The 23,412-nt window shown below is 59.7% G+C and carries 23 protein-coding genes; 11 read left to right on the plus strand and 12 right to left on the minus strand.

Annotated features, from left to right (window positions below; genetic code table 11):
• Window positions 1–26 precede the first annotated feature (26 nt).
• The 5 genes from V6N02_RS11355 (at window position 27) to V6N02_RS11375 (ending at window position 7,167) form a co-directional block, all read left to right on the plus strand.
• On the plus strand, window positions 27–806 hold the full coding sequence (locus tag V6N02_RS11355; protein WP_371225696.1) for a uracil-DNA glycosylase: 780 nt from the start codon (window positions 27–29) through the stop codon (window positions 804–806).
• Entirely contained in the window at window positions 803–1,396 is a 594-nt protein-coding gene (locus V6N02_RS11360) for a metallophosphoesterase family protein (RefSeq protein ID WP_371225697.1), read from the plus strand. The genes V6N02_RS11355 and V6N02_RS11360 overlap by 4 nt, the downstream gene beginning before the upstream one ends.
• A gap of 15 nt (window positions 1,397–1,411) precedes the next feature.
• Complete coding sequence (gene moaB, locus V6N02_RS11365) at window positions 1,412–1,954, plus strand: molybdenum cofactor biosynthesis protein B (protein ID WP_371225698.1); 543 nt, start codon at window positions 1,412–1,414, stop codon at window positions 1,952–1,954.
• A gap of 93 nt (window positions 1,955–2,047) precedes the next feature.
• Complete coding sequence (locus V6N02_RS11370; protein WP_371225699.1) at window positions 2,048–3,505, plus strand: efflux RND transporter periplasmic adaptor subunit; 1,458 nt, start codon at window positions 2,048–2,050, stop codon at window positions 3,503–3,505.
• Window positions 3,506–3,507: 2 nt separating this feature from the next.
• Entirely contained in the window at window positions 3,508–7,167 is a 3,660-nt protein-coding gene (locus V6N02_RS11375) for an efflux RND transporter permease subunit (protein ID WP_371225700.1), read from the plus strand.
• On the opposite strand, the gene V6N02_RS11380 is transcribed toward V6N02_RS11375, so the two are convergent.
• Entirely contained in the window at window positions 7,146–7,916 is a 771-nt protein-coding gene (locus V6N02_RS11380) for a protein-disulfide reductase DsbD domain-containing protein (RefSeq protein ID WP_371225701.1), read from the minus strand. The genes V6N02_RS11375 and V6N02_RS11380 overlap by 22 nt on opposite strands.
• 176 nt (window positions 7,917–8,092) lie before the next feature.
• On the opposite strand from V6N02_RS11380, the gene V6N02_RS11385 reads away from it, so the two are divergent.
• Complete coding sequence (locus V6N02_RS11385; protein WP_371225702.1) at window positions 8,093–8,659, plus strand: YqgE/AlgH family protein; 567 nt, start codon at window positions 8,093–8,095, stop codon at window positions 8,657–8,659.
• A gap of 62 nt (window positions 8,660–8,721) precedes the next feature.
• Here V6N02_RS11385 and V6N02_RS11390 read toward each other — a convergent pair whose 3' ends face one another.
• The 5 genes from V6N02_RS11390 to V6N02_RS11410 form a co-directional block, all read right to left on the minus strand.
• A complete protein-coding gene (locus V6N02_RS11390) occupies window positions 8,722–9,858 on the minus strand; it encodes a M48 family metallopeptidase (protein WP_371225703.1) in 1,137 nt (378 codons plus the stop codon).
• Window positions 9,859–9,867: 9 nt separating this feature from the next.
• Window positions 9,868–10,719 (minus strand): glutathione-dependent disulfide-bond oxidoreductase, encoded by an 852-nt coding sequence (gene yghU / locus V6N02_RS11395; protein ID WP_371225704.1) that lies wholly within the window; start codon window positions 10,717–10,719, stop codon window positions 9,868–9,870.
• A 114-nt stretch (window positions 10,720–10,833) separates the two neighbouring features.
• Entirely contained in the window at window positions 10,834–11,904 is a 1,071-nt protein-coding gene (locus tag V6N02_RS11400) for a PLP-dependent cysteine synthase family protein (RefSeq protein ID WP_371225705.1), read from the minus strand.
• Between the two features lie 215 nt (window positions 11,905–12,119).
• A complete protein-coding gene (locus tag V6N02_RS11405; RefSeq protein ID WP_371225706.1) occupies window positions 12,120–12,833 on the minus strand; it encodes an NYN domain-containing protein in 714 nt (237 codons plus the stop codon).
• Window positions 12,830–13,942, minus strand: coding sequence for an S-(hydroxymethyl)glutathione dehydrogenase/class III alcohol dehydrogenase (locus V6N02_RS11410; RefSeq protein WP_371225707.1), 1,113 nt, complete (start codon window positions 13,940–13,942; stop codon window positions 12,830–12,832). The genes V6N02_RS11405 and V6N02_RS11410 overlap by 4 nt, the downstream gene beginning before the upstream one ends.
• Window positions 13,943–14,075: 133 nt before the next feature.
• Between V6N02_RS11410 and V6N02_RS11415 the strand changes: the two genes are divergently transcribed.
• Genes V6N02_RS11415 through V6N02_RS11430 form a run of 4 tightly spaced genes read left to right on the plus strand, consistent with a single transcriptional unit; the run spans window position 14,076 to window position 16,116 of the window.
• Window positions 14,076–14,366 (plus strand): I78 family peptidase inhibitor, encoded by a 291-nt coding sequence (locus V6N02_RS11415; RefSeq protein ID WP_371225847.1) that lies wholly within the window; start codon window positions 14,076–14,078, stop codon window positions 14,364–14,366.
• A gap of 55 nt (window positions 14,367–14,421) precedes the next feature.
• A complete protein-coding gene (locus tag V6N02_RS11420) occupies window positions 14,422–14,766 on the plus strand; it encodes a DUF2794 domain-containing protein (RefSeq protein ID WP_371225708.1) in 345 nt (114 codons plus the stop codon).
• Window positions 14,767–15,246 carry an MOSC domain-containing protein gene (locus V6N02_RS11425; protein ID WP_371225709.1) on the plus strand — a complete coding sequence of 160 codons (480 nt, stop codon included), beginning with the start codon at window positions 14,767–14,769 and terminating at the stop codon, window positions 15,244–15,246.
• An 18-nt stretch (window positions 15,247–15,264) separates the two neighbouring features.
• On the plus strand, window positions 15,265–16,116 hold the full coding sequence (locus V6N02_RS11430) for a class I SAM-dependent methyltransferase (protein ID WP_371225710.1): 852 nt from the start codon (window positions 15,265–15,267) through the stop codon (window positions 16,114–16,116).
• Here the strand turns inward: V6N02_RS11430 and speB are convergent.
• The 4 genes from speB to V6N02_RS11450 form a co-directional block, all read right to left on the minus strand.
• Entirely contained in the window at window positions 16,113–17,072 is a 960-nt protein-coding gene (gene speB, locus V6N02_RS11435) for an agmatinase (RefSeq protein WP_371225711.1), read from the minus strand. The genes V6N02_RS11430 and speB overlap by 4 nt on opposite strands.
• Window positions 17,069–17,938, minus strand: a complete 870-nt coding sequence (locus V6N02_RS11440) for a C40 family peptidase (protein WP_371225712.1) — start codon at window positions 17,936–17,938, stop codon at window positions 17,069–17,071. The genes speB and V6N02_RS11440 overlap by 4 nt, the downstream gene beginning before the upstream one ends.
• The gene (locus V6N02_RS11445) at window positions 17,935–19,311 is read right to left on the minus strand and encodes a leucyl aminopeptidase family protein (protein WP_371225713.1); all 1,377 of its coding nucleotides are present in this window, start codon (window positions 19,309–19,311) and stop codon (window positions 17,935–17,937) included. The genes V6N02_RS11440 and V6N02_RS11445 overlap by 4 nt, the downstream gene beginning before the upstream one ends.
• Window positions 19,312–19,428: 117 nt before the next feature.
• Entirely contained in the window at window positions 19,429–19,848 is a 420-nt protein-coding gene (locus tag V6N02_RS11450) for a hypothetical protein (protein WP_371225714.1), read from the minus strand.
• A gap of 110 nt (window positions 19,849–19,958) precedes the next feature.
• Between V6N02_RS11450 and V6N02_RS11455 the strand changes: the two genes are divergently transcribed.
• Window positions 19,959–20,609 (plus strand): carbonic anhydrase, encoded by a 651-nt coding sequence (locus V6N02_RS11455; protein WP_371225715.1) that lies wholly within the window; start codon window positions 19,959–19,961, stop codon window positions 20,607–20,609.
• A gap of 3 nt (window positions 20,610–20,612) precedes the next feature.
• Here the strand turns inward: V6N02_RS11455 and V6N02_RS11460 are convergent, their stop codons facing one another.
• The gene (locus tag V6N02_RS11460) at window positions 20,613–22,247 is read right to left on the minus strand and encodes a DUF4139 domain-containing protein (protein WP_371225716.1); all 1,635 of its coding nucleotides are present in this window, start codon (window positions 22,245–22,247) and stop codon (window positions 20,613–20,615) included.
• A gap of 123 nt (window positions 22,248–22,370) precedes the next feature.
• Window positions 22,371–23,393, minus strand: a complete 1,023-nt coding sequence (locus tag V6N02_RS11465; protein WP_371225717.1) for an aspartate-semialdehyde dehydrogenase — start codon at window positions 23,391–23,393, stop codon at window positions 22,371–22,373.
• Window positions 23,394–23,412: the final 19 nt, after the last annotated feature.

Raw genomic sequence — 23,412 nt, forward strand, 5'->3', positions numbered from 1 at the left:
CCATCCGGGCAGCTAGATTGCTCATCATGGATTCGCAGATTGATCACGCCACGGCCCGCGCCCTTCTCGATTGGCAGATCGAGCTTGGGGCGACGGATGCGATCTGTGAGGCCCCGATCAATCGCTATGATCTGGAAGACGCGCCCAAGAAACCCGCAAAACCAACGCCTGCACCGGTGGCCGAAGCCCCGAAAGTCGATGCCGTGGCCGAAGCGCGACAAGCGGCTGAAAACGCCGGCGATCTGGCCAGCCTTCAAACGGCCATGGCCGCGTTTGAGCATTGCGAGCTGAAACGCGGGGCCCGCAATCTGGTGTTTTCGGACGGCAACCCGCAGGCGCGCGTGATGATCATCGGCGAGGCCCCCGGGCGGGATGAAGATGCGCAAGGCAAACCCTTCGTGGGCCGTGCAGGGCAATTGCTGGACAAGATGCTGGCCGCGATTGATCTTGATCGTCACGCAGAAAGGGGCGAAAACGCTGTTTACATCACCAATGTTCTGCCCTGGCGGCCGCCCCAGAACCGAGACCCGAAGCCCGAAGAAATCGCAATGTTGCTGCCCTTCGTGCAGCGCCATGTGCAGTTGATAGACCCGGATGTCATTGTTCTGATGGGCAATTCCAGCTGTCACGCTGGACTGGGCAAACGCGGCATCACCCGGCTGCGTGGCAACTGGGCCGAGGCCTATGGCAAACCCGCCTTGCCAATGTTCCACCCCGCCTACCTGTTGCGCAACCCGGCGGCCAAGCGCGAGGCCTGGGCCGATCTGTTGGAGCTGAAAGCGCGGCTTCTTGGGGGGGCACCATGAAAATTCTGGCCTTTTCAGATCTACATGCCTCCCACGGTCGGGCCATCGCGTTGGTTCAGGCCAGCCATGAGGCCGATCTGGTCATCGGGGCCGGGGATTTCTGCAATATGCGCACAGGACTGGGGGATGCCTTGGCCCTGCTAAGCGATATCAGCGCTCCGATGGTCGTGGTCCCGGGGAATGCTGAAAGTGCGGATGAGCTGCGCGATGCGGCCCTTTCCAATATGACCATCCTGCATGGCGAGGCACACGAGGTTAGTGGCCTCAGCCTGTTCGGGCTCGGCTACGGCGTCCCTCCCACTCCGTTCGGCGAATGGTCCTGCGACCTGAGCGAGACAATAGCCGCCGATATGCTCGCACCCTGCAGCAGCGCCGACATCCTGATTACCCACAGCCCGCCCAAAGGTGTGGCGGATACCACATCGGGGGGCCTGTCCGTCGGTTCAACCGCCATTCACGATGCCATTACGCGTATCCAACCACAGCTGGCGATTTGCGGCCATATTCACGACAGCTGGGGGCGCGACGGACAGATTGGAACGACCCGCATTCTCAATCTTGGCCCCACGGTCAACTGGCTCGATTTTTGAAGAAGGAGCGGCCCCTTGTCCCGCATTGACGACAGTAAAGACTTCATCCCCGTCCGCATCGCCGTTCTGACGGTCAGCGACACCCGCCAGCTTGATGAGGACAAATCCGGCAATGTTCTGGTCGGGCGGCTGGAAGAGGCCGGGCATATTCTGGCCCATCGCCAGATTATCCGGGATGAGCGCGATCAGATCGCCGGCCAGCTGCGCGAATGGATTGCAGATGACACGGTCGACGTGATCATCTCGACGGGTGGCACAGGCCTGACCGGGCGCGATGTCTCGGTCGAGGCGCATCGCGATGTCTATGAAAAGGAAATCGAGGCATTCAGCACCGTTTTCACCATCGTCAGCATGCAGAAAATCGGCACTTCGGCGGTGCAGTCCCGCGCGACGGGCGGCGTGGCGGGTGGCACCTATCTGTTTGCCCTTCCCGGCAGCCCGGGGGCCTGCAAGGATGCATGGGATGAAATCCTGAAACTCCAGTTGGATTATCGCCACCGGCCCTGCAATTTCGTTGAAATCATGCCCCGGCTGGACGAACATCAGCGACGGAAATAGCGGGCAGGGGCGTAAAACCCTTTGGGAGACAAAGAATTGCGCTAAGTATAAGGTACCCGCAAGTTTTCGCGGCCCGTTCAAAGGTCTATAGCCATGCAGTTTCTGCGCCACAGCCTGATCGGCCTATTTTTACTTAGCCTGACGCTGGGCGTTTTAGCCTATGCCGCCGACACGGTGTTCTCGGCAGTGCAGGAGCGGATCAGCAGCGAACCCAATGTGCCTGAACGGCGCGAACGTGTGTTTGCGGTCAACACCATCGCCGCCGAAGAACAAACCATCACGCCGGTTCTGACCGCCTTTGGCGAGGTCGAAAGCCGCCGCACTCTCGAAATCAGGGCGAAAACCAGCGGCACCCTGATCCAGTTGGCGACAGAGTTTGAAGATGGTGGCGATGTTCGCGCCGGACAGCTTTTGGCGCGGATTGATCCGGCAGATGCGCAGGCAGCACTGGATCGTGCCAACAGCGACCTTCTGGATGCCGAGGCGGAAACCCGCGAGGCTGACCGGGCGCTTGCCCTAGCCCAGGACGAACTGGCCGCCGGGCGCGAACAGGCCGACCTGCGCACCCGTGCCTTCCAACGTCAGTTGGACCTGCAGGAGCGTGGCGTAGGCAGTGCGGCAACGGTTGAGGTCGCCGAACTGGCTGCGGCGCAAGCGCGTCAGGCCGTGCTGGCCGACAGGCAAGCCTTGGCGCAGGCCGAAGCGCGCGTTGATCAGGCGGCGACCCAGCTTAGCCGCGCGGAGATTGCCAAGGCCGAGGCACAACGGCGGTTGGATGACACCGTGATCATTGCGGGGTTTTCCGGCACGCTGGCCGATGTATCGAGCGTGGCAGGCGGCGTGGTGACGGCCAATGAGCAATTGGCGACGTTGATTGACGCAGATGCGTTGGAAGTGGCGTTTCGCGTTTCAACAGCACAATACGCGCGCCTGCTGGACGAAGATGGTGCGCTGATCGAGGCCCCTGTTGAAATCACCATGGCGGCCTTTGGAATGGAACTGAACGCCACAGGCGTGATCACCCGCGACAGCGCCGCCGTGGGCGAGGGTCAAACCGGGCGCGTATTGTTTGCCCGTCTGGACAAGGCCAATGGGTTGAAGCCCGGCGATTTTGTCACCGTCTCGATCAAAGAGCCGCCAATGGATCAGGTGATACGCCTGCCCGCTTCGGCCCTTGGCGCGGACGGGCAGGTCCTGGTGGTGGACGATGACAACCGCCTGAGCACCGTGCCGGTGATCCTGTTGCGACGGCAGGGGGATGACATTCTGGTGCGCGGCGACGGGCTGCCAGGACAAGATGTGGTCGCCGAACGCTCGCCGCTTCTGGGCGAAGGGATCAAGGTCCGGGTGTTGAACCGACCCCTTGAGGCGCAGGAAGAAGCCAGCCTGATGCTGGAACTCAGTGACGATCGGCGTGCCCGCCTGATCGCGTATGTCGAAACCCGCACGGACATGGCCGAAGACGCCAAGATCGAAATGATCTCCACACTCTCTGAATCTAGAGTGCCGGCACAGATGGTCCAGCGGCTTGAAACCCGCATGGGAGGCTAGGCGTGGCGCGCTCCATCCCGGAACCGGCGGGCGGGTTGATCTCCTATTTCACCCGCCACCGCACCGCCGCCAACCTGTTGTTGGTGGTGCTGATCGTGCTGGGCATCGCCACCGCGCCACGGATGCGGGCACAGTTCTTTCCGGATGTGATCACCGATTCCGTCTCGGTCAATGTGATCTGGGAAGGGGCCGGTGCCGAAGACGTCGATGCCGCGATTGTACAGGTGCTGGAACCTGCCCTGTTGTCGGTCGAAGGGGTCGAGCATTCCGAGTCGACCAGCACTGAAGGGCGGGCCAGCATCTCGCTGGAGTTTGAACCGGGCTGGGATATGGGCCGCGCCTCGGATGAGGTGCAATCGGCCATCGATCTGGTCACCACCCTGCCCGAGGAGGCCGAAGAACCCGAGGTCAGACGCGGGGCATGGCGCGACCGGGTGACCGACCTAGTGATCACCGGGCCAGTTGGGACTGATCAGTTGGGCCTCTTTGCGGATGAATTGATCACACGGCTTTTTGCCGCCGGGGTCACGCGGACCACGATACAAGGGGTCGCAGCCCCCGAGACCATTGTCGAAGTCCCCTCGACTAACCTGATCTCGAACGACATTACGATGGCGGAAATTGCCGAAGTGATTGCCGAAGAAGTCGATGCCGACCCTGCGGGCGATATCACCGGGGCCGACACGCGCGTGCGCACCGGGATTGAGAAACGCGACCCCGAACAGCTTTCAAAAATCGTGCTGCGCTCGAACCCAGATGGGTCCAAGCTGACCATTGGGGATGTGGCCAGTATCCGTGTTGAAGGCATCACCCGCGAACGCAGCTTTTTTGTTGGTCAGGACCCGGCGATTTCAATCCGCGTCGACAGATCGGCGCAGGGCGACGCCATCCGCATTCAACAACAGGTTGAAGATGTGGCCGCCGAAATGGCCGAAACCCTACCCGAAGGCGTCGAACTGCGCCTGATCCGCACCCGGGCAGAGGCGATTTCTGGGCGGCTGAACATCCTGCTGGACAACGGGCTGATGGGGCTGGGCATGGTGGTGGCCCTGCTGTTCCTGTTCCTCAATGCACGCACCGCCTTCTGGGTGGCTGCAGGCATTCCCGTGGCCATGTTCAGCGCTATCGCGTTTATGTATTTTGCCGGGCTGACGCTGAACATGATCTCGCTTTTTGCGCTGATCATCACGCTTGGGATCGTCGTGGATGACGCCATCGTGGTGGGCGAGCATGCCGATGCGCGGGTGCGCAAACTGGGCGAGCCGCCCACAATTGCCGCCGAACGCGCCGCGATGCGCATGTCGATGCCGGTGTTTTCGGCCACCCTGACCACGCTGATCGCCTTCTTTGGCCTGACGGCCATTGGCGGGCGGTTTGGCAGTCTGATTGTCGACATGCCCTACACGGTGATCATGGTGCTTGTTGCCAGCCTTGTGGAATGCTTTCTGATTTTGCCCAACCACATGGCCCACGCCCTGAAAGAGCGTCACCCGACCGGGTTCAGTCGTACACGGGTCGGATTGGCAGCCCTTGCCCTGATGGCCGTGGCCGCACTGTTCGCGATGGCCATCTTCTTTGTCACCATGATGGGTCTGGGTCGCGCCGGGATGGTGCCGGTTGACGCTGAAGGCCTGCCGGCGCTGATTTCGTTTAACAATTTTGCAATGGCCGGCTGCGCGGGCGCTGTGGCGTTTATCCTTGGGTTTTGGATCATGCCCGCCAAGCGCCGTAACCTGTCCCTTCTGGCGATGTCACATCACGGGGTCGACTCGGTATCGCACCTGATCAATCAGGGCTTTGTCTGGGTTCGTGACACCCTGTTCCGGCCGTTGATGGCGGGTGTCATCTGGGCGCGCTATCCGGTATTTGCGCTGGCTATTCTGGCCCTGGCGATGCAATCGGCCCTGTTTATCAAAGGCGATGTGCAATGGCGGTTCTTCAATGCGCCCGAGCGCGGCAGCGTGACCGGCAATTTCATCATGGCCCCCGGGGCAAGCCGTGCAGACGCAATGGAAATGATGCGCGAAATGCAGCGCGCAACCGAAGAACTGGGGCGTGAATATGAAGAGCGTCATGGCCGCAACCCACTGGATTACGTGATGGCGCAGGTCGGCGGCAATGCCGGATGGGGCCTGCCCGGAGCCGACACCAAAGAGCCGGATCAGCTGGGCGGGATCGCGATTGAGCTGATCGACGCCGATCTGCGCCCTTATTCCAGCTTTGCGTTTGTTGGAGAGTTGCAGGACCGCGTGCGCCAGCATCCGCTGGCCGAAACGGTCAGCTTTCGCGGATGGCGCTCTGGCCCCGGAGGTGCCGCGCTGGACGTACAGTTTTACGGCGCGACAGCCGACGACCTGAAAGCCGCGTCTGAATCGCTGAAAGAAGCCCTGTTGCGTTTCCCCGAGATATCGGCGGTTGAAGACAATCTGGCCTATGACAAGGAAGAGCTGATCCTTGAACTGACCCCGCAGGGGCAGGCGCTGGGGTTCAGTATTGACGGGCTGGGCCGGGTGCTGCGCCACCGGCTGAACGGGATCGAGGCGGCGACCTATCCGCTGGGTCCACGCAGTGCAGAAATCCGCGTCGAACTGCCCAAGGGCGAGTTGACCGCCGATTTCCTCGAACGCACCTTGCTGCGCACCCCTGAAGGCGCCTATCTGCCACTGGCCGACATGGTTAGCGTCGAGCGGCGCACCGGATTTTCCACCGTGCGACGCGAAAACGGCATCCGTCTGATCGCTGTGACCGGGGACGTCTCGGAAGACGACCCCGCCCGCGCTGCCGAGGTGATGGAGGCGCTGGAACAGGAAATTCTGCCCACCATCGCCAGCGAGAAACAAGTAGAATGGAGGCTGGACGGCTTGTCCGAGCAAGAGGACGAGTTTCTCAATGATGCCCGATTGGGCCTGATCCTGACGCTGACCGGGATATTCCTTGTTCTGGCTTGGGTGTTTTCCTCCTGGACGCGCCCTTTCGTGGTGATGGCGATCATTCCCTTCGGGCTGGTGGGCACGATCTATGGCCATGCGGCGTGGGATGTACCGCTCAGCATGTTTACGGTGATCGGCCTGATGGGAATGACCGGCATTATCATCAATGATTCAATCGTTTTGATCACCACGATCGACGAATATGCCGAAGAGCGCGGTCTGGTTCCATCGATCATAGACGGGGCGGCAGATCGGCTGCGACCCGTGATGCTGACCACGCTGACCACGGTCCTTGGTCTTGCCCCGCTCTTGTTTGAACGCTCGCAACAGGCACTGTTCCTGAAACCCACGGTGATTACGCTGGTTTACGGGCTGGGCTTTGGCATGATCCTTGTGCTTCTGATCATCCCGGCACTTCTGGCAATCCAGGCCGATATCAACCGGCAGGTAGCCGCCCTCAGACGCGGGCTCAGGTTCCGCGAAACCCCGGTGCGCGTGGCGCTGAGCGTGGGGCTGGCGGCCAATATCGGCTGGCTGGCAGCGACAGTGGGCCACTCAATTATCTATGGCAATTTACCAGGTGGGCTTGGCGGGATGTTGACCAGCCTGCCAGCGGGGCTACAGGCGTTTGGACTGTTTGCCATCGGTTCGGCGGCGATCGCACTGGTGCTTTATCTGGTGATGGCGTTTGTCCATCTGCTGCGGGACCGTCAACCCGAGGGACAGCCCTGAATATCCACAGCGTGGGATTTGCCCAACACGGTTATGCGCAACCCTGAACGGTTCAACGCAAAAGCATGGCCTTCGGCATGGTACATCTCGGTTTCGGCAATCAGAGTGCCACCGCTGCGTGAGGTCTTGGCCTGCGCCACCCACACCTGCGGATTGTCCGTCTCAATCACAGCCACCTCGCGCCCACCGGTATTGGGCAGCTCGACCTTGGCCCGCACATGCAGCCCGTCGCCTTTGGGGGTGATCTGACAACTCACCCGGCCAACGCCCGCCTCTTTGGCAGAATACGGCCTGTCCGCCATGGCCGCGGCAATGCGCGGGTCCGGTTTGCTGGCACTGGGCACCAGAAGCTGGGACAGGTCCAGCGTGACGGGAATACAGACATCTTTGCACACGCCAATCTCGACCGTACCCGACAACTCGACCGGTTTGCCCGCCCGCTGAGGCGCAATGCGAATCGGCAGGGTGACGCGGTTGGAATAGCCAATCGTGCGCATCCCGCCTTGCGTCATCGCTTTGGGCGTGGGCCAGCTGATTTCCACGCCCGAAAGATTGCGCGACCCGCGCCAGTCAAACTGCGGCGGAATACCTGCATCGCCGGGTGCACGCCAATAGGTTTTCCACCCCTCGGCCAGTGTCACTTCGATAGCGGCCATATGGGTGCCATCCGCCGTGCGCCAGCCGGGCAAGACCTGCACGTCCAACGCATCGTTAATGGGCTCTGCCGTGGCAGGAGCGGTAAAACCCATCAGGGCAATGAGGCAAAGAGATGCTATTTTCTGGCGCATCCTTCGGAAATGGGGGGTTTTGGCTGAAATGCCAAGTCACATTTGGGCGAGAATCCGCGACCACCCAAGGATCAGATGCCTTGCACCGCCCTTCAACCACCCCCATTATCATTTAAGGCTCAAAGGAATGGCACCACGTGAACGACCCGATTGATCTGAATGGAAAGCTGCTGATTGCCATGCCCGGCATGGGTGATCCGCGTTTTGCCCATTCCGTGGTGTTCATCTGCGCTCATTCCCCCGAGGGGGCGATGGGGATCGTGGTTAACAAGCCCACCGAAGATCTTGGCCTCAAGGATTTGCTGGAACAGCTATCCATTACCAGCGAGACGGATATGACCGCCCGCCCCGTGCATTTTGGCGGTCCGGTGGAAAGTGGGCGCGGCTTTGTGCTGCACGAATATGGCTATCATTCATCGATCTCAACAATGGATGTGAACGACAGTTTCGCCATGACAGCGACACTGGATATCCTCGAAGACCTCGCCCAGGGCCGCGGTCCCTCTCGGGCGATCATCGCCTTGGGATATGCCGGTTGGGGTCCCGGGCAGTTGGAAGCCGAAATTGCACAAAACGGCTGGCTGACCTGCGATGCCGAACTCTCGCTGGTGTTTGAAACCGCGAACGCGAACAAGTGGGAAGCCGCGCTGAGAACCCTTGGGATCGACGCATTGGCACTTTCCTCCGCGGCGGGACGGGCCTAAGCGCTCACCTGGCCAGTAAGCTTCGATATAGATATCGTGTCGCACAGCCTTCTGACCCGGAGTCAGCGGTTTAGCTCTTCATCGCGGAGTTCCTGCATCATTGCTTTGCCGAGGGCGTTCTTGATCGCAGAAAGTTCACTGTCAATCGCCGTGAAGTCGATACGCGACGCATCCAAAACATCAGCCTCCAATTCCGGGGGCAATGCCCCGACGAACTCGAGCCGCATCGCGGTGGGAGGGTGGCTGGAATCTACCCGGCGCTTTTCGGCAGCCGCTTCCGACAAGAAGCGCGAAACGGTGTCCCAATCCGCCTGGGAAACAGCTGCCCCCATGTGAGCGAAGATACGGCCCCCCTGATCGCTGCGATAAGGATAGAGATCAAGGATGGCCCTGTCAGCCAGGTCTCCACGTGTCAGTGTTTCCAGCAATAAACGACTTGCTCCACAACCCGCAACACGGGACGCCAGCGCGTCAGCCCGATACTCGGCCCTCTGCGATTCAAAGAAGGACAAGCTGGACAACAGATGATGATATCCACGGATGAGTCCACCCAAGACCATCTGTGCAAGCGCGGCCACTTCGTAGGGCTGATCATCGGGGTCAAGCATCTCGCCCCAGTTGGTCAAAACCTGTTCGGCACGCCAGAACACGCCTTGCCGCATCGGATCATCACTGACTTTGTGGCCCAATTCATGCGCCAGACATGCCACGCGCTCTTGCGGGGTCGAGGCCTCCCATAAGGGTAAGCCCATACCCAACACCCATTCTTTCGGCCCAAGGAACCGATTACCAAATTGTGCGATATACGCGTTGAAGTCTTCGACAAAATGCACGCCATCAGGTGCGGTTGTACCCAAACGTTCTGCAATCTGATCAAGTAATGCAAAGTAATGTGGTAGGTCCGCACGGCTATAGGTGCGCCACGTGTTTCGATTGCGAGGCGGCAACAATACATATCCTGCAAGGATCAGGATCAGCCCAAAGACGCCCGGAAAGACTTCTGGAAAGGTGGACCAGATCAATCCCAGCCCCGCCGCCATCACTAAGTACGGCGACACCAGAACGAATACCGCAAGCAACCACCCTATTGCTAACCGCAGGGTAAGCCGAGGCTTTGGGTCGATCACCTCGTGCTTTGCCTGCTCCAGCAGGCGCGCTGCATAACGCGCCTGCAAACGGTCTGTGATACTGCGCAGCATCTATCTGTCTTAAGTATTGATACCCTCAAAATCACTGGCATCATGGCGTTCGCGCAGGAACTCGCCTGGAGTGTCGCTGGTGCGGTTCACGCGACGACCGCGGTCTACCGCCGGGCGCGCGTCGATCGCCTTGGCCCAGCGGGTGACATGTTCGTATTCATGCACGCTCAGGAAGGTTTCGGCATTGGGGTATGACCGTCCCAGCGCCAGCGCTCCGTACCAGGGCCAGATCGCCATATCGGCAATCGAATAGTCATCGCCCGCAATGAAGGTACGCTCGGCCAATTGCCGGTCCAATACGTCCATCTGGCGCTTGGTTTCCATCGCGAACCGGTCAATCGGATACTGCCATTTTTCAGGCGCATAGGCATAGAAATGACCAAACCCGCCGCCCAGATAAGGCGCGCTGCCCATCTGCCAGAACAGCCAGTTCAGCGTTTCGGTGCGCTCAGGCCCAGAGGCGGGCAGGAAAGCACCGAATTTCTCGGCCAGATGCATCAGGATCGAACCGCTTTCAAAAACGCGCACGGGGGCGTCGCCGGAGTAATCTATCAGGGCCGGAATTTTCGAATTCGGATTTGCCTCGACAAACCCGCTGCCGAACTGATCACCGTCGCCAATCCCGATATACCACGCGTCATATTCGGCAGCGTGACCGGCAGCCAGCAGCTCTTCGAACATGATTGTCACCTTCTGGCCGTTGGGTGTGCCCATCGAGTGCAACTGGAACGGATGCTTACCCGTGGGAAGGTCTTTGTCATGGGTCGCACCGGCAATAGGCCGGTTGGTCGAGGCAAAGGCCCCGCCATTTTCCTGCTCCCACTTCCAAACCTCTGGGGGTGTGTAGGTATCATCGCTCATAGTGTTTCGGCCTTCTGTAAAAATCTCGCATTGAGTTTAATCTTGTATACCGGTCATTCAATGCGCGGGGTCGCACAGATTCCTGTGCGACCCTGCGAAATCAAAACACCGTGCTTAGTCCAGCTGATATCCGGGCGTCGAAGCGGAAATCTCGCGCTCTTCATCGCTCATCTCTTCGGGGATACCCTCAAACAGGGGCGTCGTCAGATACCGCTCGCCGGTGTCCGGCAACATGCACAAGATCACGCTGCCCGGCGCGGCCGTCTCCGCAATCTTCAGTGACACGGCAAGGGTCGAGCCACCCGAAACGCCTGTGAAGATGCCTTCTTTCGCCGCCAAATCACGCGCGGCGGCGATACCGTCTGGGCCGGCCACCGGGATCAGGTCGTCATAAAGATTTTGATCAATCGCCTCTTGCAGAACAAGCGGAATGAAATCGGGAGTCCAGCCTTGAATGGGGTGCGGCTCAAAGCTGGGATGGCTGGAGGCCGGTTGACCCTGATCATCGCGATCCTGCGCGTTGCCTGATCCAACAAGCTGCGCGTTGGCGGGTTCTGACAGAACGATCTTGGTATCAGGCCGCTCCTTGCGCAAGACGCGACCAACGCCGGTGACCGTGCCACCGGTGCCATAACCCGTGACCAGGTAATCCAATCTTTTGCCTTCAAAATCTGCCAGAATTTCCCGCGCGGTCGTCGCCTCGTGAATGTCAGCATTGTCCGCAGTTTCAAACTGATGCGCCAGGAACCAGCCATTGGCCTCGGCCAGCTCGACCGCCTTTTGATACATGCCAAAGCCCTTTTGCGCCTTGGGTGTCAGCACGACCTTGGCGCCCAGCATCCGCATCAAGCGACGCCGTTCGACTGAGAAACTGTCCGCCATGGTCACCACCAGCGGATAACCCTTCTGCGCACAGACCATCGCCAGACCGATACCCGTGTTGCCGCTGGTCGCCTCGACCACCGTCTGGCCGGGTTTCAGGCGGCCATCCCGCTCGGCGGCCTCGATAATGTTGACCGCCAGCCGGTCCTTGACCGAGGCCGCGGGGTTGAACGCCTCTGCTTTAACGTAGATTTCCACGTTATCTGGCCCCAGGTTATTGACCCGAATGACTGGCGTATCGCCAATCGTATCCAAAACGCTGTCATAAAGCTTGCCACGTCCTTCAGTGCTGCGAATTGCCATCTGGGCCTCCTCGGCGGTTTGGTGAACTCAGCCAGCAAAGTAACACGGCAAGCCAGAAGCGAAAGGTCTGTTCCTCAGATCATGTGAAACACAGGTAACATGAAAAGGATTTCCGTCGAATTTAGATGAAACGGGAACATTGTTCGCAGAATCGATGCGCGGGGATTAAGCGCGCAAAGATGTATCACAATGGCCTGCGGATGCAGTCGTGCTGCTCAGTCGATCCGGCGAACCATCAGCTGATTGCCTTCGCGCCGGGTCTGGAAAACTTTGATGGCACTCACCAGATCAGAAAGCTTGCGTTTGCCATAGGTTCGCGTGTCGAAATCCAGATTGGCAGCAACCAGTTGCTTGCCCAGAACCGAAAGTGCGTACCAATCGCTGCCCTGATCAATACTGTCCATCGCCTTGAGCACAAGACCATGGGCCGTTTCAAGCTTGGCCGCCTTCGGCTTGCCCGCACTCTTGCCCACCTGCCCCTCCGAGATATCGAGATTTTCAAGATAGAGGAACCGCTTGCAGGCATTCACAAAGGCCTTCGGGGTTTTGGCTGCGCCAATTCCAAACACATCCAACCCCTGCTCGCGCAGGCGGCTGGCTAGCCGGGTGAAATCGCTGTCCGAACTGACAAGAACGAAACCGTCAAAGCGACCGGAATGCATCAGGTCCATCGCGTCGATTACAAGGGCAATGTCGCTGGCATTCTTGCCCACGGTGTTGGCGGGCTGGTGATGCGGCACAAGGCCATATTCGGCCTGAACCTTGCTCCAACCGCTCATCTGTTGCGACGAGAAATCGCCATAGCAACGCCGCACACTGGCTTCGCCAATCGTAGTAATCTCGTCAAACAGCGCCCCCGCCCATTTGGGCGAGGTGTTATCGGCATCAATCAGGACCGCCAGTAGCGGGGTCTGCCGCGGGTCGCTCAATACACCACGACCGAGCGGATCGACTCGCCGGAATGCATCAACTCAAAGCCCTTGTTGATGTCTTCCAGTTTCAGCGTGTGGGTGATCATCGGGTCGATGTCGATTTTGCCGTCCATGTACCAATCGACGATCTTGGGCACGTCAGTGCGACCGCGCGCACCGCCAAAGGCGGTCCCTTTCCAGACCCGGCCCGTGACCAGTTGGAACGGACGGGTCGAAATCTCGGCGCCTGCCGGGGCCACCCCGATGATAATGCTTTCGCCCCAGCCCTTATGGGCGCATTCCAAGGCCGCGCGCATCACCTGCACATTGCCCGTTGCATCAAAGGAATAATCCGCGCCCCCGCCGGTCAGCTCGACCAAATGCGCAACCAGATCGCCATCGACCTCACTGGGGTTCACGAAATCGGTCATGCCAAACTTGGTGGCCATCGGAACCTTGTCAGGGTTCAAGTCCACCCCCACGATCTGATCTGCCCCTGCCATGCGCAGGCCCTGCAGCACGTTCAGACCAATGCCACCCAGACCAAAGACAACCGCGCGGCTGCCGATCTCGACCTTGGCGGTGTTGATAACGGCCCCGATGCCCGTGGTCACGCCACAGCCGATGTAGCAAATCTTGTCAAACGGGGCGTCCTTGCGCACCTTGGCCAGAGCGATCTCGGGCAGAACCGTGTGGTTAGAAAATGTCGAACAGCCCATGTAATGCAGGATTGGCGTACCATCGAGCATCGAAAACCGCGAGGTGCCATCGGGCATCACACCCTTGCCTTGCGTCTCGCGGATCGACTGACAAAGATTGGTCTTGGGATTGAGGCAGTAATCGCATTCCCGGCATTCCGGCGTGTAAAGCGGGATCACGTGATCGCCGGGTTTCAGCGAGGTGACCCCCGGGCCGACCTCAACCACAACGCCCGCGCCCTCATGGCCCAGAATGGCCGGAAACGCGCCTTCGGGATCGGCCCCGGACAGGGTGAAATCATCCGTGTGACACAGGCCTGTCGCCTTGATCTCCACCAGAACCTCACCCGCTTTGGGGCCTTCCAGGTTCACTTCCATGACTTCCATCGGCTTGCCCGCTTCCAGGGCCACGGCGGCTGTAGTGCGCATCTGTCTGTCCTCCCAATATTGTTGGCCCGACATTGGTCGAAACTGGGGCGCAATTCAATATCTGCAGTGAAATATCTTGCATAGCGGCGCAGAAGCCCGATTGTTGGAACTGTCTGTCAAGAAAGGACTACCGATGCGATGTCTTGCACTTTGTTTTTTGGTATTTGGAGTGAGCGCATGTGCGCCGACAGCTGAGCCTCCTGCCCCAGCTCCACTGCCTACGCCGGAGGAACTCGCCAGTTGCGGCGGCAATCTTTTGATGGATCAGATCGGGCAACCCGCCGACAGCGTGGATTTGTCGGCCGCCAAGGAGGATGTCAGATTGCTGCCCCCCGGTTCCATCATGACGATGGACCACCGTCCGCGCCGCATGAACGCCGATCTGGACGAAGCCGGGCTGATCACGCGGCTGTGGTGCGGATAAGCGCGGGTTCGCAAAAAAACTTGATTTGCCTGGGTAATGGCGCAACTCTGATTGTATGAATTATCATTCTGCCACCTCCGTCCCGCCGTCGCAGGGCACCCCGCAAGTGGCCTTTCATCGCACCGAACTCAGCGTGATCCTATCGCTTTACGGCCGTATGGTCGCGGCAGGTGAATGGCGCGACTACGGCATTTCCTGTCTGCGTGATGTGGCAATCTTTTCGATCTTTCGCCGCACTGCTGAACACCCGTTGTATCGGATCGAAAAACGCCCAAAGCTGCGTGCTCGGCAAGGGCAATATGCCGTGATCGCCATGGATGGTCAGATCCTGAAACGCGGCAATGACCTAAAAACCGTTCTGCGCGTGCTGGAACGCAAAATGATCCGCGCGGTTGACTAGATGACAGCGACCGGATGGCAAGGCGCTCTGGAGCATATCCACATCACCCCGGCCAAATCACAGCCAATGCAGGCGTTGGACAGTGCCAATCTGGTGGTCGGCAAGGGCATTGAAGGGGATCGGTACTTTTTGGAGACCGGCACCTATTCGGGCATCCCCGGCGAAGACCGTCAGATCACCCTCATCGAGGCTGAGATGCTGGAACGTGTTGCACAGGATTGTGGCGAGGCGATTGATGTGAACGATCACCGCCGCAACCTGACCGTTTCCGGCGTACCGCTGCAACATTTGGTTGGCCTGCGCTTTATGGTGGGCAATGTGGTGTTGGAGGGTGTGCGCATCAATCAACCCTGCAAGTACCTGAACCTGATGTTGAAACGCGATGTCTACATGCCGCTCTGGAACCGTTCGGGGTTGAATTGCAAGATCGTCGCAGGCGGGAAAATCCATGTTGGCGACATATTGCACGCCATTGATTGACCCCAGCAGGAGCTTTGAATGACCATCTCGAACACCGATCAGGCCGAGTACTGGAGCTCGCCCTCAGGGCAGACATGGGCCACCCATCAGGAAAAGCTTGATACACTGATGTCCGGCGTTCTTGAAACGGTTGTCGCCCGTGCCGCGCCAAAGCCCGGCGAGACAATACTGGATATTGGCTGTGGTACCGGTGCCAGCAGCCTGCGCCTGTCGGACGTGGTCGGGCAGGATGGACATGTGACGGGCTTGGACATCTCAGACCCCCTGCTGGATCTGGCACGCCAGCGCAGTAAAGCCGCGAGCGCGGCAAACCTCCGCTTTGTTCTGGGCGATGCCCAATCGCACGGGTTTACGCCCGCCACTGCGGATCTTGTCTTCTCGCGCTTCGGCGTGATGTTTTTCAGCGATCCCGTCGCGGCCTTTGCCAATCTGCTTCGCGCCGCCAAACCGGGTGGGCGGCTGGCGATGATCTGCTGGCAGGGTGCACCGGAGAACCCTTGGTTCATGGAGCCGATGAAAGCTGCGATGGCGCGTTTGGGCAAACCCGAGCCGATGGACCCGCACGCGCCCGGACCGATGGCCTTCAAGGATATCGACCGGGTCACCGGTATTCTACGTGATGCGGGATGGGCCGAGGCCAAAGGTACACCGGTCAATGTGGATCTGATCCCACCGCAATCCCTCGAGGCAGCCGCCGAGTTTGCCACCACAGTCGGACCCGCCACCCGCCTGATGCGCGAGAGAAACGGGACCGAAGAGGATTTGGCAGCCATTCGCGCCGATTGCACGCAGCGGCTGGCACAGTACCAAACCGATCAGGGCTTGCGCGTTCCCGCCGGGCTAATCGTTTACACGGCGGTGAAGGCTTAACCTCTCTGCGCGGCAATCACGCAGAGCATCTCGAACATGATCGACACCCCCAGAAAGGCCGTGCCGCCCGAAGCATCGAATGGTGGTGAGACCTCGACCATATCCGCGCCAACAATATTCAGCCCTGCCAATTCACGACAGACCTGCAACGCCTGATAGGAATTCGGGCCGCCCACTTCGGGTGTGCCTGTGCCCGGGGCAAAGGTCGGGTCAACGAAATCAATGTCATAGCTCACATAGGTCGGCCCGCTTCCGACGATCTCACGCGCCTCGACCATCACGTCTTCAACCCCGCGCGCATGGAACTCTTCGACCAGGATCAGGCGGATGCCGTTGGCCTTGGCAAAATCGCGGTCTTCCTCGTCATACATGGTGCCGCGAATGCCGATCTGAACCACCTTCTTAGGGTCCAGAAGCCCCTCTTCCACAGCCCGTCGGAACGGCGTGCCATGGGTGTACATCGTTCCACCAAAGTACGAATCAAACAGATCGGTATGGCTGTCAAAATGCACCATTCCCACGGGGCCACCCTTGGCCACTGCCCGCAACACCGGCAGCGAGGACAAATGATCGCCGCCCGCCGTCAGGGGCAGGATTCCGGCCGCCATCACGTCATTGTAAAAGCTGGTGATCCGCTCCATCGAGTCGATGATATCGGCCGGGTTCGGACCCACATCGCCCAGATCGGCGCAGTTCACCGTCTCGAACGGACGCATGCCCGACACCGCGTGCTGCGCGCGGATCATGGTCGAGGCATCACGGAGTTGTCGCGGCCCGTGGCGGGGGCCGGGACGGTTGGTGGTGCCACTGTCCCAGGGCACGCCGATCAGGCCGACCTGGACATCGTCGAATTTCTCGTGGCCGGGCGGCACATAAGGCAGCCGCATAAAGGTGGGCACGCCCGCAAATCGCGGCAGGTCAAATCCCGAGACGGGGTGAAAAAAGCTGTCACTCATGGTTGTCCTCCCAGACGTTTGCGCGCGGTCACAGGGCCATCCCCCTGCGCCTCGATTCGGCTGATGGCATCCTGCAACGGCTCGTATGCGACCGCCATATGAAAGGCGTTGGCATGCAGTATTGTATCCGGATCGACCAGCCAAGCCACATGACCTTTCCAGAACAGCAGATCGCCGCGTTGTAGTGGTACATCTTGGGAAAGATCGCTTCCCAATTCCGCCTGTTGTTGATCGCTGTCACCCGGGCAAGCGATCCCGCAAGCCAAGCAACCGGTCTGGATGAGGCCAGAGCAGTCGATTCCAAAGGCCGAATTTCCACCCCAAAGATAGGGTGTGCCCAGAAGCTTTTCAGCTACGGCCACTGGATCACCTTCTCTGATATCCAGAGAGACCAGATGACCGGCCGGAACAAAGACATCGCTGGGAATGGTGCCCCGGCTCCACCCGATTTTGGCCCAGCCATCCACATCCTCCAGAACGATGAGCTGTGCGCCCAAAGGCAAAGGTGTAACCCTGCCCATCTCTTTGAGGCCAGGTGTTGATTTGGAATAGCTGCGCGGGGCGGATACCCGGTGGGTTGGCGGCTCGGCAGGATGGTTGACCAAGGCCGTCACTTTCAGCCAGCCGACATAGCCGTCCTTGGCCGCATATCCGAACACATGGCCATCACAGACATCGAGGGCCGTAAACACCTCACCGCGCAGCAGTTGACGGTCGCGCGCACCAGCGGGTTCGGCACAAAGGTCGGCCACTACCTCAACGACGCGGCATTCCTCGCCCTCCGTGAAACGGTCGGCCTGCACCTGCCCCTCAAGCGAGCTATGGGCAACATGTCCGTTGCTGCGCAAGCGGCGCCGGTCACTCACGACAGCACCTCGGGCAAAGCAGCCAGAATGGCGCGCGCGCCCATGCCGACGCCCCCTTTCGGGCGGGCCGGGGCGGCGGTTGGGGTCCAGCCGTAGATGTCAAAATGCGCATAGCGCGTCCCACCCGCAAAGCGGCGCAGGAACAAGGCGGCGGTGATCGACCCGGCAAACCCGCCTTTGGGTGCGTTATCAAGATCGGCAATGCCCGGCTCGATCATTTCCTCATAGGGGTCATGAAACGGCAACCGCCACAGCGGATCTGCCACGGCGTTGCCAGAGGCGAACAAGCTTTGCGCCAGCGTCTCATCATCGGTGTAATACGGGGCCAGATCAGGGCCGACGGCCACGCGTGCCGCGCCGGTCAGCGTGGCCATCGAGATCATCAGATCAGGCGCTTCCTCGGCGCCGTAAGCCAGCGCATCGGCCAGAACCAAACGCCCCTCGGCATCGGTATTGTTCACCTCAACCGTCAGACCCTTGCGCGAGGTTAGGATATCGCCAGGCCGAAACGCGCCGCCGCTGATCGAGTTTTCAACCGCCGGGATCAGCACCCGCAATTGTACGGCAATGCCCAACCCCATGATCATATGCGCCAGCCCCAGCACGGTGGCTGCGCCGCCCATGTCCTTTTTCATCAGGCCCATCGAAGCGCCCGGTTTCAGGTTCAGACCGCCCGTGTCAAAGGTAACACCCTTGCCCACCAACGTCAGGGTCGGACCACTGTCACCCCAGCGCATATCAATCAGGCGCGGCGCATCGGCGGCGACGCGCCCGACGGTGTGTACCAGCGGGAAATTCTGTTCCAACAGCGCCTCGCCCCGGATCACGTCGATCCGGGCACCATGGGTCTTGGCCAGATCGACACAGGCCGCCTCAAGATCGGACGGCCCCATATCGGCGGCAGGGGTGTTGATCAGATCACGGGTCAACGCCTCGCCCGCCGCGATCACTTCCAGCCGGGTGTCATCGACACCGTCTGGTGCGACCAACTTGGCCTTGCCGGGTTTTTGTTCCTTGTAGCGGTCAAATGCGTAGCCTGACAGCAACCAGCCCAGCGCCTCTTCCTCGGCGCGCCCGGCGGGCAGGCCGTGCAACTGGTAGTCTCCTTCGGGTAAAACGGCGGCGACGCGGGCCAGATGAAAGCGCCCGCGCACGCGCCGGGCCGCATCACCGTACCCGGCCAGCGCCATGGCGATCCCACCCCGGCCATCGGGCACCAAAAGGTGGCTGCCCAAACCGGCGGCGAAACCAGACGCCGTGACCCAGTCCGCCACTATTTCCGGCTGCTCGCCAAGCCAGTCGGACAGGGCGTTTTGGTCAATCACGTGAAGGGGTATGGTCGCCGCATCGGCGGGGGCGAATATCAGGGACATCTGAGGCAGGCCTTTATTCTGGTCTTTGACCGGGCCAGCCTAATCGGTTTCTTGGAGAAGCTGAATCACTCTTTTTTGCAGGGTTCTACCCGCGCATGGCAGGCATCATTGACGATTTCAGATCGAGAGATCCTGCGTGTCCCACACTTCGCTCAGCGAGCGTTCGCCGATCCTTAGCAAACGCGCCAAAGTAGCAGCCACCGCGATCTGATCCCCATCATCAATGCACAGCGTGACATCACGGGCGACATTTGCTAGCAATTGCATCCCCACCTGTTCAGCAATCGCGATCAGGCTGCGCGCCGATTTCCGCATGTCCGGGAATCGCCCCTCGCGATAGCACCGCTCGGTATGAGACAGGCGCGCGGCCAGTTCTTCAAGCGCGCGACATACCACATCCTCGGCCCCGGCCTCGCCCAGCTGCAGATAAAGCTCTTCCAGACGGTCAGCGTTCAAGCGAACTGTCTCATGTTGTTTCAGTAAAGTTATCTGTTCCACGGTCCTATCCCAATACACGGCCCCCACGGCTTGGGCCATTATGGTCAGATCAGCCTTCCCAAATGGTTTCCGACAATCGAATTTCTCTCTCGAATTCTCATCGAATTCCCTTTATCAACCAGCACCAGCACGATTCAGCGGAAGACTTTATGGAACACGCCCGCCCTTTGCCGACTTATCTGGTGCATCGCTACCATGGTTGGCGCGCCACCGCTTACTCTGAGAATCAGGCCTGGTATCGCCGATTGGCCGAGACCGGACAGCATCCGCGCGCGATGATTGTCTCGTGCTGCGACAGCCGGGTGCATGTCACGTCGATCTTCGGCGCGGATCAGGGCGAGTTCTTTATTCACCGCAATATCGCCAATCTGGTGCCAGCCTATAAGCCCGACGGCAATCAACATGGCACCTCGGCAGCGGTGGAATATGCCGTGTTTGGGCTAAAAGTGGCGCATATCATCGTGATGGGTCATTCCAGCTGCGGCGGCGTTCAGGGCTGTCTGGATATGTGCACCGGCAAGGCCCCCGAGCTTGAGGAAAAGACCAGCTTTGTCGGTCGTTGGATGGACATCCTACGCCCCGGTTATGAGCGGGTTCAGCATATCGAGGACAAGACCGAGCGCCGCGATGCGCTTGAAAAACAGGCGGTTATTGTCTCTCTGGAAAACCTGATGAGTTTCCCATTCGTCGCCGAAGCCGTGGAAAGCGGCACGATCAGCCTGCATGGGCTTTGGCATGATATTGGCGAAGGCGGCGTTGAACAGTTCAACCCCGCCTCCGGTGGATTTGTGCCGATCTAGGGCTTACTGCAGCATCTGCCCTTCCGGCCATTCGATCTGATGGCTGAGGGTGATGGTTTTCTCATCCCCTGCGGGCAGGTCAAATTCCCACGCCAGAACGCCGCGTTTGTCATCAACATCCTGCTCGCTCGGGGCCAGATCGGCCTCCCAAGTGATGCGCAGATCGTCCTGTTCCGAATAGGGCACATGATCCAGCAGGCGGATGGGCCAGCTTTCACCGGTCAGGTTCTCAACCGTGATCCGCGCCTCTTCCGACATCTCGTTGGATTTGGTGATCAGCCCGCGATCTCCCTCACGGCGATCAACCACAACACGGCTCAGACGCAGCCCGTCAATCGGGCCGAAGGACAGGTCCACCTCACCTCCTGCCGGAATCATTTCGACCCCACGCTGACCGACGAAACGGTCATCCAGATAAAACATCGCCTCGTAGCTGGGCAGGATCAGTTCATTGGAATCATTGGTAATACTGGCCATCAGGAAAGCAGTCTGATCACTGAGCGGCACGGCCTGCGCGACCAGATCGGCCTGCGTTTCAATCGTGCCCAAGGCGATGCGCACGCGGTCGGCCCCGGTGGCCATCGACACGGGTTGATCATAGCTATAAGTGACTGATATCCCGTCAAAACTTGCCGAAGCCGTCCTGACCCGCGCCGCTTCCATCACCGGTTCGGCCAATGCGCCACCGGCGAGATCATATTCGGCCTCTTCCGTCATCGTAGCCATGGGCCGAATGTCATCGGGATCAAAGATACGCCGCAGCCAGGGCCAGACCTGCCCGGGGTCGGTTTGTTCACTTGGCCGTACGGTTGAAAGGGTCAGGGTCACGTCCTGCCAGTTCTCGCCGGAATACTGACTGATGAAAGCCCCGCGCTCGATACTCAGCGCGCCGGTATCGCGCGTAAGACGCAGGTCATAGACCGGGGTCCAACCCGCTTGATCAATCGTGTAGGTGATCACGGCGGTCCCTTCGGTTGCATCCTCGGCACTTATGGCCACTGACAGAACCGCGCGGTCTTCGCCCTGCCCGGCCTGCATGGCCTTGAGCATCTGGCGCGCACGATCCAGCGCCTCTTGCGTTTCCTCTTTGCTGAACTTGGCGGTTTCGACACGTTGCTGGGCCTGATGGGCTGCTTTCAACGCATTCAGGGTCTCATCCCCTACCATGCTGGTCAGATCACGCAGGGCATCCACGCCCAGCGAGGCAACACCATCGCCCTGCCCCAGCTGTTCCAGAAACGTGACACGCGCCTGTGCGGCTTTCACCTCGGTGCGCAGCAGATCGATATCCGCGTCGTGGCGCAGAAGCTCTTTTTCGAGCCGCTCAATTTCCTGATGGAGGTCTTGTTCCTGGGACATCCGGTTAGGATCAGCGGGCGGTAGGTAGTCATTGCGTGCCGTGACGCTGCCCATCGTGGCCCCGTTCACTTCAACCCGCACGCGTTGCAAAGGCGTGGTTTGGGGTAGGTCGGTGATGATCAACTCGTGCTGACCTGCCGGTGCGGAAAAACTGACCTCGCGGGTGATGGTGGCCCCTTGGGGATACAGAACAACGTTGCTGATCTCGCTTTGCAGCGGGATATCCTCGGCCCAGAGGGCGCAAGGTAGAACGGCAAATAGAACAGGCAAGTAACGCATGGGGCAAACTCCTTTTGGCACCATCAGGGTATCAGACGCATCTGTGGCGTCCATTATCCTTAAGACGCAGCAAAAGGGCGCATCCTTGGACGCGCCCTTAAACTTTTCCAGATTTTTCCGGGATCAGCCTTTTTTCAAGGCCCGCGCACCCAGCGTTTCGGCGATCTGCACGGCATTGAGGGCAGCGCCCTTGCGCAGGTTGTCGCTGACGCACCACAGGTTCAGACCGTTTTCAATCGTGCTGTCCTGACGGATGCGGCTGATGAAGGTCGCGTAATCGCCGACGCATTCCACGGGCGTCACGTAACCGCCGTTTTCGCGCTTGTCGATCACCATGATACCCGGCGCCTCGCGCAGAATATCGCGGGCCTCGTCTTCGTCGAGGAACTCTTCAAACTCGATATTCACCGCCTCGGAATGGCCGACAAACACCGGCACGCGCACGCAGGTCGCCGTGACCTTGATCGCCGGATCGACGATCTTTTTCGTCTCGGCCACCATTTTCCATTCTTCCTTGGTGGTACCGTCTTCCATGAACACGTCGATATGCGGGATCACGTTGAACGCAATCTGCTTGGTGAACTTGCTGGGGGGCACGTCGTCGGTGGGGTTGTAGATCGACTTGGTCTGATCCCACAGCTCGTCCGCGCCCTCTTTGCCGGCGCCCGACACCGATTGATAGGTGCTGACAACGACGCGCTTGATCTTGGCGCGATCATGCAGGGGCTTCAGCGCCACAACCATCTGTGCCGTGGAACAGTTCGGATTGGCAATGATGTTCTTGTTTGCATATTGCTCGACCGCCTCGGGGTTCACTTCCGGAACCACCAAAGGCACGTCGGGATCATAGCGATAAAGCGATGAGTTATCGATCACCACGCATCCCGCCTTGGCCGCCTTGGGCGCATAGGTTTTGGTCGCGTCCGAACCGATGGCAAACAGCGCAATATCCCAGCCTGTGAAGTCAAATGTGTCCAGATCGAGCGTCTTCAGCGTCTTATCCCCGAGGCTCACCTCAGTGCCCAGGCTTCGACGGCTGGCCAAGGCCACCACCTCATCCGCAGGGAACTGGCGCTCGGCCAGGATATTCAGCATTTCGCGGCCCACATTGCCGGTGGCGCCCACGACGGCGACTCGATAGCCCATCTGTCTTACTCCTTAGGGT

Origin of the sequence: Roseovarius conchicola (genome assembly GCF_041403425.1) — a bacterium.
Taxonomy (GTDB): Bacteria; Pseudomonadota; Alphaproteobacteria; order Rhodobacterales; family Rhodobacteraceae; genus Roseovarius; species Roseovarius conchicola.

Excerpts from the sequence above, each read along its gene's own strand:
- V6N02_RS11355 (WP_371225696.1), top strand. The coding sequence starts at position 27 with ATGGATTCGCAGATTGATCACGCCACGGCCCGCGCCCTTCTCGATTGG.
- V6N02_RS11360 (WP_371225697.1), top strand. The coding sequence starts at position 803 with ATGAAAATTCTGGCCTTTTCAGATCTACATGCCTCCCACGGTCGGGCC.
- V6N02_RS11370 (WP_371225699.1), top strand. The coding sequence starts at position 2,048 with ATGCAGTTTCTGCGCCACAGCCTGATCGGCCTATTTTTACTTAGCCTG.
- V6N02_RS11380 (WP_371225701.1), bottom strand. The coding sequence starts at position 7,916 with ATGGGTTTTACCGCTCCTGCCACGGCAGAGCCCATTAACGATGCGTTG.
- V6N02_RS11390 (WP_371225703.1), bottom strand. The coding sequence starts at position 9,858 with ATGCTGCGCAGTATCACAGACCGTTTGCAGGCGCGTTATGCAGCGCGC.
- yghU (WP_371225704.1), bottom strand. The coding sequence starts at position 10,719 with ATGAGCGATGATACCTACACACCCCCAGAGGTTTGGAAGTGGGAGCAG.
- V6N02_RS11400 (WP_371225705.1), bottom strand. The coding sequence starts at position 11,904 with ATGGCAATTCGCAGCACTGAAGGACGTGGCAAGCTTTATGACAGCGTT.
- V6N02_RS11410 (WP_371225707.1), bottom strand. The coding sequence starts at position 13,942 with ATGCGCACTACAGCCGCCGTGGCCCTGGAAGCGGGCAAGCCGATGGAA.
- V6N02_RS11415 (WP_371225847.1), top strand. The coding sequence starts at position 14,076 with ATGCGATGTCTTGCACTTTGTTTTTTGGTATTTGGAGTGAGCGCATGT.
- V6N02_RS11420 (WP_371225708.1), top strand. The coding sequence starts at position 14,422 with ATGAATTATCATTCTGCCACCTCCGTCCCGCCGTCGCAGGGCACCCCG.
- V6N02_RS11425 (WP_371225709.1), top strand. The coding sequence starts at position 14,767 with ATGACAGCGACCGGATGGCAAGGCGCTCTGGAGCATATCCACATCACC.
- V6N02_RS11430 (WP_371225710.1), top strand. The coding sequence starts at position 15,265 with ATGACCATCTCGAACACCGATCAGGCCGAGTACTGGAGCTCGCCCTCA.
- speB (WP_371225711.1), bottom strand. The coding sequence starts at position 17,072 with ATGAGTGACAGCTTTTTTCACCCCGTCTCGGGATTTGACCTGCCGCGA.
- V6N02_RS11445 (WP_371225713.1), bottom strand. The coding sequence starts at position 19,311 with ATGTCCCTGATATTCGCCCCCGCCGATGCGGCGACCATACCCCTTCAC.
- V6N02_RS11450 (WP_371225714.1), bottom strand. The coding sequence starts at position 19,848 with ATGGCCCAAGCCGTGGGGGCCGTGTATTGGGATAGGACCGTGGAACAG.
- V6N02_RS11455 (WP_371225715.1), top strand. The coding sequence starts at position 19,959 with ATGGAACACGCCCGCCCTTTGCCGACTTATCTGGTGCATCGCTACCAT.
- V6N02_RS11460 (WP_371225716.1), bottom strand. The coding sequence starts at position 22,247 with ATGCGTTACTTGCCTGTTCTATTTGCCGTTCTACCTTGCGCCCTCTGG.
- V6N02_RS11465 (WP_371225717.1), bottom strand. The coding sequence starts at position 23,393 with ATGGGCTATCGAGTCGCCGTCGTGGGCGCCACCGGCAATGTGGGCCGC.